The sequence below is a fragment of the Bacillus sp. ISL-46 genome (assembly GCF_018613205.1).
The window spans coordinates 1-10,152 of sequence record NZ_JAGGQR010000105.1 but is presented as its reverse complement, the minus strand read 5'-3'; the positions used below and the strand labels follow the sequence as shown (position 1 = coordinate 10,152).

The 10,152-nt window shown below is 38.9% G+C and carries 8 protein-coding genes, 1 pseudogene and 1 riboswitch; of the genes and pseudogenes, 7 read left to right on the top strand and 2 right to left on the bottom strand.

Features of this window, described 5'->3' with window-relative positions:
* Both J7E67_RS30280 and J7E67_RS30275 read right to left on the bottom strand, forming a co-directional pair.
* A pseudogene (locus tag J7E67_RS30280) lies at positions 1 to 213 on the bottom strand (transposase); the annotation flags it as partial.
* Between the two features lie 74 nt (positions 214 to 287).
* On the bottom strand, positions 288 to 827 hold the full coding sequence (locus tag J7E67_RS30275) for a methylated-DNA--[protein]-cysteine S-methyltransferase (protein ID WP_214733419.1): 540 nt from the start codon (positions 825 to 827) through the stop codon (positions 288 to 290).
* A 383-nt stretch (positions 828 to 1,210) separates the two neighbouring features.
* Here J7E67_RS30275 and J7E67_RS30270 point away from each other — a divergent pair, with 383 nt between their 5' ends.
* The 7 genes from J7E67_RS30270 (at position 1,211) to J7E67_RS30240 (ending at position 10,097) form a co-directional block, all read left to right on the top strand.
* On the top strand, positions 1,211 to 2,035 hold the full coding sequence (locus J7E67_RS30270; protein WP_214733418.1) for a formate/nitrite transporter family protein: 825 nt from the start codon (positions 1,211 to 1,213) through the stop codon (positions 2,033 to 2,035).
* A gap of 186 nt (positions 2,036 to 2,221) precedes the next feature.
* Positions 2,222 to 3,220 carry a VanW family protein gene (locus tag J7E67_RS30265; RefSeq protein ID WP_214733417.1) on the top strand — a complete coding sequence of 333 codons (999 nt, stop codon included), beginning with the start codon at positions 2,222 to 2,224 and terminating at the stop codon, positions 3,218 to 3,220.
* 103 nt (positions 3,221 to 3,323) lie between these two features.
* Complete coding sequence (locus J7E67_RS30260) at positions 3,324 to 5,081, top strand: bifunctional metallophosphatase/5'-nucleotidase (RefSeq protein WP_251027102.1); 1,758 nt, start codon at positions 3,324 to 3,326, stop codon at positions 5,079 to 5,081.
* A gap of 149 nt (positions 5,082 to 5,230) precedes the next feature.
* Positions 5,231 to 5,432, top strand: a riboswitch (cobalamin riboswitch).
* 131 nt (positions 5,433 to 5,563) lie between these two features.
* Positions 5,564 to 7,855, top strand: coding sequence for a ribonucleoside-diphosphate reductase subunit alpha (locus tag J7E67_RS30255; protein ID WP_214733416.1), 2,292 nt, complete (start codon positions 5,564 to 5,566; stop codon positions 7,853 to 7,855).
* A 33-nt stretch (positions 7,856 to 7,888) separates the two neighbouring features.
* Positions 7,889 to 8,935 (top strand): ribonucleotide-diphosphate reductase subunit beta, encoded by a 1,047-nt coding sequence (locus J7E67_RS30250; RefSeq protein ID WP_214714800.1) that lies wholly within the window; start codon positions 7,889 to 7,891, stop codon positions 8,933 to 8,935.
* Complete coding sequence (locus J7E67_RS30245) at positions 8,932 to 9,384, top strand: flavodoxin domain-containing protein (protein ID WP_214714802.1); 453 nt, start codon at positions 8,932 to 8,934, stop codon at positions 9,382 to 9,384. Before J7E67_RS30250 ends, J7E67_RS30245 begins: the two co-directional genes overlap by 4 nt.
* Before the next feature lie 233 nt (positions 9,385 to 9,617).
* A complete protein-coding gene (locus J7E67_RS30240; protein ID WP_214733415.1) occupies positions 9,618 to 10,097 on the top strand; it encodes a PaaI family thioesterase in 480 nt (159 codons plus the stop codon).
* Positions 10,098 to 10,152 lie beyond the last annotated feature (55 nt).

Below are 10,152 nucleotides of genomic sequence, written 5' to 3'. Positions count from 1 at the left end.
TTCTATGTAATGTTCCCAAACATGTCGCTCAATCAATTTTTTATGTTCTTTACTCTGCGTGCATTCTGAAAGTAAAGGACAATTTTGGCACTCAAACGGATTAGAAAAGTATTGACGCTTTCCATTCTTCGTCGTCGTTGCATATTTCAGTATTTGTCCTTGCGGACAGATATAACAATCGTAGTATTCATCATAAATATACTCATTGATTCTACACATGTTAAGGCTAGTGCAAATAAGCGTAAATTCGAGATCTGGGGCAGAGACTTTCTCTCTGCCTTTTTGGTTTATTTCGCATGTGTGATTACACCTTTCATAGTGGAGGGTTCTTTTTCCAAATCTAACAGTTTTTCCTTCATATCTAAACCGCCGCGAAAACCAGTTAACTTCCCGTTCTTACCAATCACACGATGACAAGGAACAGTAATTAATATCGGGTTTGCCCCAATTGCAGCGGCAACGGCACGTACCGATTTAGGTTTCTGCAGGAGTTCCGCGATTTCTGAGTAAGTATGTGTGCATCCATAGGGAATTTCATTTAATACGTTCCAAACAGATTGTTGAAAGAGAGTCCCTTGAAAATCGATTGGAAAGGTAAAAGACGTGAGCTTTCCTTGAAAATATTCGGTGAATTCGTCTACAAAAGGTTGTAATTTTCTATCATCACGCTCCAAAAGGTGATGCGGGAGTTTTTTTTGGACCCAAGTCACCAGTTCTTCGAAGTCCTTATGATTGGACCCAACATAACAAAGTCCATCTACCGTTGCTGCGAGATACATTTTCCATGGACCATATACAAACAAACTCCAATAAATTTTCTTTTCCATTGTATAAAACTCCATTCTTTATTCCTTTCGGATCATTAGGCGATACTCTGATGGAGTATGGCTGGTTATTTTTTAAAAAGTGTAGCAAAATGGGTCGGGTTTGGGATACCGACTAACATACTGATCTGTTAGACCATTCGTCTCCGTTCGTAACTCCTGTAGTGTTTCTATACTCTTTACCATATCACCTTGGAATCAGTATACCTCTATTAAGTAAGGGAAGTAAGCTATTTTGAATATAAAAGCAAGATTACAAAAGTAAGTGTAAGCGCTCTAAAATAGTTAAAGAAATATTCACAGGATTTTAGAAGAATTTATTATAAAATAGAAGTATGTTAAATGTTTCACATATTAAATGGTTCATTTAAAAAGGAGCATATCAAATGGGATATAGTAAACCCGAAACAATCATGGGAATTACCGTTGAAAATGGAGTAAAAAAATCAAAATACCCTCCTTTACAAACACTGATATTAGGTTTTGAAGCAGGTGCGTTCATTGCTTTAGGTTATTTACTTTTCATCCGTGTCACAGCAACTTTAACAGGAAATTTAGAGGGGTTAAGCAGTTTGATTGGTGCGTCTGTCTTCCCAATCGGCCTTATCCTCACCTTGCTTGCAGGTGGTGAGCTATTAACAGGAAATATGATGGCTTTGCCTCTAGCTCGAATAGCGAACAAAATTAGCACTAGACAGGTTGTCTATAACTGGTTTCTTGTTACGGTCAGTAACTTTATCGGGGCCATTTTTGTAGCATACTTTTTTGGACATCTGGTTGGACTTACCGAATCAGGCCCGTTCTTGGAAAGAACGCTTAGTATTGCTGACCATAAATTAGAAGCAACCTTTCTCCAAGCATTCGTTTCGGGGATTGGCTGTAATTGGCTGGTGGCAGCGGCAGTGTGGCTTTGTTATGGAGCAAACGATATGGTCGGAAAAATTGCAGGTATTTGGTTTCCAACGATGGCATTTGTCGCAATCGGATTCCAACACGTTGTAGCGAATATGTTTGTGATTCCTGCAGCGATATTTGCCGGCCATTTTACTTGGCTAGGATATATTGAAAATTTTATCCCTGTCTTTCTAGGCAATGCGGTTGGCGGATCTGTCTTTATCGCACTCGCATATTGGCACGCCTATAAGAAAAATGAACGCACATATTCGGAACCAAAAGTGGTTCAACCAATGATGAAAAGCAGCGTAAGATAATTTACAGGTCAAAAAAATCATATATCTTCACTGATTAAGCTCCTTACACCTAAGGGGCTTTTTGCATATTAATCAATACATATAAGTCATATTGACATGCAAACGGGAATAAAATCCAAGAATGAATGGACTTCGTTGGAGGTCAGCATTTACTGCATGAAAATAAAGGATAAGAGGTTGGGGGAAATGACAAAGAGCTCGTGGCTAGTATCAATTTTATTAATCTGTAGCTTAATACTTATTGCCGGATGTACAGAAAAAACGAATACAGTAAAGAAAGTTGAAGAAAAAGTATCTGAACCAGGACAACAAAAGCCCAATAAAACACCACCAGAACCAAAGAATGAAGAAGAACCAAAACCAATTACGGTAAATGTCATTGATCCGAATACAAATGCTATTTTGGAAACCTTTTTACCGGTGGAAATGGGTTTTGGAACCGATAATGAAACCTATAAAAAGGAACTTCAAAAATGGGCAAAGGATTTAGCAAGAGGGACGGAAAGTACCAAAGGATATGACCAACGAATGGTTCTTGATAAGATTGACTCCAATGGTCAAATCATTAAAGGCAAACCAAGAATTATCTTAGAGGAATCAGAGTTAGTTGAAAAGGTCATAACAGCATCAGCAACGGGTGGAGATATCGAACTACCTTTATATGTGACCGAGAGCGGTTATAAGCCTGAGGATGTTGACCAGTTAGGGGAAGTTGTCGTGGCAAGCTTTACAACGAGATTTAATAGCGGAGTTGTAGGCCGTTCAAAGAATATTCAGCTGTCGGCACAGGCCATTAATAATATCATTGTCGGAGCGGGAGATATTTTCTCATTTAATACCACTGTAGGTCCAAGTGATGCCGCCCACGGATATCAAAAGGCGAAGGAAATTGTAAATAAGCAATTAGTCGACGGAATCGGCGGAGGAATTTGCCAGACGTCATCAACCCTGTTCAATGCAGTGGATCAGGTAGGTGTTAGTTATATTGAAAAACATCACCATTCCTTGTCGGTTGGGTATGTACCTGCTGGCAGAGATGCAACCGTATCTTATGGTGGACCGGACTTTCAATTTCAGAATACCACCGGTGCCCCATTTATCATTAAATCCATCTATAAAAAGGGAACCTTAACCATCGAAGTAAGGACATCCTCAACCTACCAAAGTCTGATAGTCAAACAATAATGAGTGTCAGGCACCAAACTTCTTTGGTGCCTTTTCTGCATATTCCTAACCTACAAGGAGAAAAATACCTTTGGTTCTTTTAGAAAATTGTAGGAGGAATAGTATGAAATTGTTTCAAAAAACGCTTCTTTCCTTAACGATCCTAGCACTGGTGGCGATAACGGGATATCAAAGTGCTTCAGCTCGTGCCCTAAGGGATATGGATAATCAATTTCAAACTGTTACTAAGCCTCAAGTTGTAGAGGTTAGCAGACAGAAACCAACTATAGGAAAAGATCAAGGGTTATCTGAAGAATATCATGGACATAAATCCAACCGTCCAGAAACGGTCAATCCCAAAAAGGGAAAGCCACCGGCCGCAAATAATCGTTTCATTCAGGTCCAACTATTAGGGATTAATGACTTGCATGGCCAATTAAATGTGACTCGGAAAGTTAACGGGAAACCGGCCGGTCGGGTCGATTATTTAGCAGCCTATTTAAAACAGCGTGAAGCAGAAAATAAAAATACGCTATTGGTTGAAGATGGAGACATGGTTGGGGCCAGCCCTCCAATTTCGGCCCTTTTACAGGATGAACCAACAATCGAGATCTTGAACAAACTGAGTTTTGACATCGGTACTGTTGGTAATCATGAATTTGATGAAGGTTTAACGGAACTGATGCGCCTCATAAAAGGGGGAACACATCCGAAAACTGGCAATTTTGCAGGTTCAAACTTCCCATGGATTGTTGCCAATGTAGTCAATGAGAAAACAGGAAAAACGATTCTGCCTCCTTATCAAGTGATCAAAGTAAATGGGATGCCCATTGGTTTTATCGGTGTGGTAACTACTGAGACTCCAACGCTTGTTGTCCCTAGCGGTGTGGCAGGATTAAAATTCACGGATGAAGTAGAAGCAATTAATCAGAATGTAGCGGAGTTGAAAAAACAAGGGGTAAAGTCGATTGTCGTTTTAGCCCATAACCCAGGCACTTCAGGTACAAACGGAGAAAATCCAGCAGGGCAGCTTGTCGATATCGCAAACCAGGTCGACGATGAAGTGGATATCATCTTCGGCGGCCATAACCATGCCTATATGAACGCAACGATTGACAATAAACTAGTTGTTCAATCCTATTCCTATGGAACTGCTTTCTCTGATGTTGATCTTGAGATAGATCCTAAAACAAAGGATATTGTCTCAAAAAGAGCTGAGATTGTAACTACCTTTCAAGAAGGAATCGAGCCCGATCCCGAAATAAAGAAAATGATAGAAGGATATGAAGCAAAAATAGAACCGATAGTTAATCAAGTTGTTGGCTCTTCATCTGAAAGTCTGACGGCCAAGCAAAATGAAAATGGTGAGTCAGTGCTTGGCGATTTCATTGCGGATGCACAAAGGAAAGCGTTGAATACCGAATTAGCCTTTATGAATCCTGGCGGCATTCGAGCCGATATTGATCCTGGCGATATCACCTGGGGAGAAATTTACACGGTACAGCCCTTTAATAATGACCTTGTCAAAATGTCGATGACGGGACAGCAAATCCGAGAATTGCTTAACCAGCAGTGGGGGGCAACAAAAACGAACATGCTGCAGATTTCTGGCTTAAGCTATACTTGGAATCCAAATAAACCAGCAGGGCAAAGGGTAGTGAGCACCAAGCTTCCAGATGGCACGGAAATGGATCCTAATAAATCCTATTCTGTGACAGCGAATATTTTTCTTTCTGGAGGCGGAGATGGATTTACTGTATTTACTCAAGCTAAAAACAAAGAAGTCGGACCCGTTGACCTTGATGCATTAGTTAACTTCAGTAAAGCCCAGCCAAAACCGTTCACTTATGGCATTCAAAATAGAATACAAAGGGTTCAGTGACATCCTTGGTGTTTTAAAAAAAGGTGTCAGGCCAGATAGGTTTCATTTTTATTTAATAATAGACTTGAATTATTTTGGTGACTATACTATTATTTAAATTAATCGATTCACTATATATTGTTTCAATAAATAATAATCAAACTATATATTGTGTTAACCTTAAGAGACGATGCCATTGTGGCTTAATAGGGAATCTGGTGTAAATCCAGAACTGCCCCCGCAACTGTAAATGCTGACGAAATGAGCAAACCACTGTATAAGAAATGTCTAATCTATTAGGTACTTATATGGGAAGGGTTCAAAGTAGGAAGAAGCATGAGTCAGGAGACCTGTCTTTCTTAAGATGTTTCAACTTCTTCGGGGATTGAGAAGATGAACGGTGGCGACAGGAGGCATTGGATTTTTTTATTCCTTTTGTAGTGTATCGTTTCATCCGCTCAATTACCGTTGAGCGGATTTTTTTTATTATAGGGGGAAATGTAATGATAACTAAGGAGATTCAAGCAGAACTTAATTACGTATTAGAATCTATTAATCAAGTTTCAGAAAAATATCAGATAGATACTACGGAGCTTAAAGAGCAAATTAGTAAACTGGATGAAACAGAGGGGGAAGCTAATCACCAAGCCTTATTATATGCTGTGAATCAAATTGCAATAGACCAACCAAATTGGACATTTGTCGCTGCCCGTTTGTATCTGAATGAATTATATAGAAAGTCAGCAAAAAATCGAGGCTATAATCGTTCTTTAAAATATGGAGATTTTTATAGATTAATAAAAGAATTGACTGATACCGGGATATATTCTCATAATTTACTTAGCTTATATAGCAAAGATGAAATCGAGCAACTAGCAAAAGAGATAAATCCAGATAAAGATTTATTATTTAATTACATAGGGTTATTTTTACTGGCGGATCGCTATCTGGCTCAAGATCATAATAGAAATGTATATGAACTCCCGCAGGAGAGGTTCATGATTATTGCCATGACGATTATGAAGGATGAAAAGAAGTCCATCCGCTTCCAACTTGTAAAGGAAGCGTATTGGGCACTTAGTAATTTATATATGACGGTTGCTACCCCCACTTTAGCGAATGCAGGCAAAAGCTTTGGTCAGCTTTCCTCCTGCTTTATTGATACAGTAGATGATTCCCTTGATAGCATCTATTTAAATAATTGGGATATTGCTCGGCTAAGCAAGGATGGCGGTGGTATAGGGATTTATTATGGTAAAGTTCGTGCCCTTGGTTCCGATATTAAGAAATTCAAAGGAAACTCTTCCGGAATTGTGCCATGGATTAAATTGTTAAATAATACAGCTGTCAGTGTTGATCAGTTAGGTCAACGGCAAGGTGCCATTGCGGTTTACCTAGATTTATTTCATAAAGATATCATGAACGGTTTTCTCGATTTGAAAACCAATAATGGGGATGAACGCCGTAAGGCCCATGACATTTTCACGGGTGTCACGATACCAGACCTATTTATGAAAAAATTAGAAGAGAAAGATGAGGATGGAAGAAGTATTGGGCAGTGGCATACATTTTGTCCCCATCAAGTAAAACAATTTATGGGCTGGAAGGATGAAAAAGGGAACCTTCTCGGACTTGAGGATTTTTATGATGAAACGGATGTTAAATTATTTACCGAGAAATATGAAGAGGCCGCAGGTAACCCGCTTCTTCCTCGTAAAACCTACCGTGCCATGGATATTATGACACGAATCATGGTTGCTCAATTAGAAACAGGAACACCATACATGTTCTATCGTGATGAAGTAAACAGGCAAAATCCGAATAAGCATGTATTGGGTAAGGGCCGAACTTCTATTTACTGCAGTAATTTATGTACAGAAATTGCTCAAAATATGTCCGCAACGACGATTGTAAACGAATACCAGAATGAAGAGGGCAATATCGTGATAATTCGGAAGCCTGGTGATTTCGTTGTTTGTAATTTATCGTCTATTAATCTGGCAAAAGCAGTCCCTGCAGATGTTTTAGAGCGTTTAATTAGGATCCAAGTAAGAATGCTCGATAACGTGATTGATTTAAATACAATCTCTGTTGGACAGGCTCAACTTACAAATAAAAAGTACAGAGCCGTGGGTCTTGGTACATTTGGATGGCACCACCTACTAGCTCTTAAAGGGATTTACTGGGAGTCTGAAGCAGCGGTAAATTATGCAGATCATCTGTATGAGGACATTGCATTTTATACGATCCGTTCATCAATGGAACTAGCAAAGGAGAAAGGGTCTTATAGTCTATTTAAGGATTCAGAATGGCATACAGGAAGTTATTTTGAACGGAAAAATTATCAATCGAAAAGATGGACTGAACTAAAAAGGGATGTCGTTAATAATGGCATTCGGAACGGATGGTTAATGGCTATCGCTCCAAACTCATCCACAGCGAAAATTGGAGGTTCCACTGACGGAATCGATCCTATCTATTCTGTTGAATATGCAGAGGAAAAGAAAAATTTTAAATTTAAAGTTACTGCACCGGATTTAAACCATATCACATATGACTATTATCGTCGCTCGCGACATGAATTAGATCAAGTGTGGAGTATTAAACAGAATGCGGCACGTGGACGCCATATTGATCAGGGCATTAGCTTTAATTTATATGTTAGGCACGATATAAAAGCAAAGGACTTGCTCAACCTGCATATGGAAGCTTGGAAGCAAGGACTAAAGACAACGTACTATGTTAGAAGCACATCTCAAACAGAAATTGACGAATGTGATGCTTGCCATAGCTAACATCTTTTAGAATAGATTGGAGAAGATTATTTTATGGATATTCATTTACCGCTATCAAGAATAAAACTGTTAAACCCCGAGTTTCCCAATAAATCAACCGGTATTATTAATGGAAAATCATCAGGCTTGCTCAACTGGAATGATATTGCCTATCCACAGATATACGATTTATATCAGACATTATTGTCAAACTTTTGGAAAGCTCAAGAGATTAATATGCAAGATGATATAAAACAGTGGGACTTTCTCAGTTCAACGGAGAAAGATGTCTTTTTACGAATAAATACACAACTTGCTTCTTTAGACAGCCTGCAAACACCAACAATGTGTCAAGTAATGGATTATGTGACAGATTCTAGCTTTAAAGCAATATTTGCTGTCATCGCCCAGCAGGAAGCGGTCCATAATGAATCCTATTCCTATATATTAAGTTCACTTGTACCTTTGAATGAACAAAAGGATCGGTTCAATCAAGCCAAAAATGATCCATTCGTGCAAAAAAGAAACCAACTGATATTAGACGCATATGAACGTTTCCGTGAGAATCCTACACCACAAAATTTATTTCAACTAGGTGTGAATTCTATTAATCTAGAGGGTATATATTTCTATGCTGGCTTTGCTTTTTTCTATCATCTTGCCCGCCAGCAAAAAATGCTTAAGACTAGTACAATGATTAGCTATATTCAACGGGATGAAATGCAACATGCGTATTTCATGGCACAGTTTCTACGAATTCTTTTAACAGAAAATCCGGATTTACATACTGAGGCTAACATTGATTATGTGTATAAAGTGGTTGGACAAGCTGTCCAACTTGAAAAAGAGTGGGCACATATGATTTTGAGGGATATAGATGGTATTGAATTGAGCGAGTACGAAGGATACACCGAATATCTTGCAAATAAACGACTGCGTCAGCTGGGTTTACAGAACTTATATAAAGAAAGGGTAAACCCAATGCCTTGGATCCATGTTTTCAGTGATGAAATGATGAATGGAACAAAATCCGATTTTTTTGAACAGAAGTCAAGAAGCTATGCAAAGGTAACACAATCAAACGGTTTCGATGAGTTATGAAAATTGCCATCGTATATTCTTCCAAAACAGGAAATACTGAAGAATTAGCTGAACGAATTTGTCAGTTATTTTTAAAGAAGAATGTAATGGTTTCTCTCTTTCGGATCGAGCAATTTCGAGTTAGGGATTTATCCCAGTTTGCGGCTATTGTGATCGGAACCTATACTTGGGGAAATGGCGAAATTCCTCAAGAAATGATGGAGATTTATCGTGCATTCGAAACTCAGGACGTAAAAAAGGTACGGACAGGTGTAATCGGCACAGGGGATAGTGGTTACCCGAAGTTTTGCGGAGCTGTTGATGAATTTAAGGATATGCTTTACGTACACACAAATTTAATTGCCACCCTAAAAATCGAGGTTAGCCTCCAAATGAAGGATATTGATCGGTGTAGTAGATTCGTGACTATCTTTTTGGATCAATTAAGCCGGAAGCAGGGAATAGGGTAATTGCAGAGGAAGTTTGGAATTAGTAGTCTAATTGGGTTTTTTTGCTCCATATAGAGTCTATTTGTTATTACTACAGAAATATTCAGAAGAAAACCCTTGCATCACAAGGGTTTTCCTTTTCTAACTTATGTGAAATGTTTGGATTTTCTAATATTTTGTCAATTGATTGACCAGGGAATTTTAACAATGTTATCATGTCTATGAAAGCGTTTTCGGTGAAGGGGGAGAAATTAATGGAAGATAAAGTTTTAAAAGCAATTCAGGATGATTATCCGGATGATTTCGCCTGGTGTTATGGCTGTGGTCGATTAAACGAAGAGGGACATCATTTTCGAACTGGCTGGCAGGGTGAACAAACAGTAACTATATTCACACCAGAATCAGTGCATCTAGCACTTCCAGGTTTTGTATATGGCGGCATTGTTGCCTCGTTAATAGATTGTCATGGAACAGGTTCTGCTGCATTGGCGCTTCATCGAAAAAATGGACATGCAGCTGGTGATGGATCGGAGCCCCCAAGGTTCGTAACGGCTTCCTTAAACGTGACCTTTCTCAAGCCAACTCCACATGGTATACCTTTAAAAGCAATCGGAACCGTACATGAAATCCACCCTAAAAAGTTTAAGGTTGAGACAGAAGTTTATGCAAATGATCTTCTCTGTGCTCGTGGAGAGGTTGTCGCTGTTGTCATGCCTAAATCCTTTCTTAAATAGGTATGTAAATATTCCGTTTTTAGCCGATTCCTACTATGAACTGCACCCGAATTGT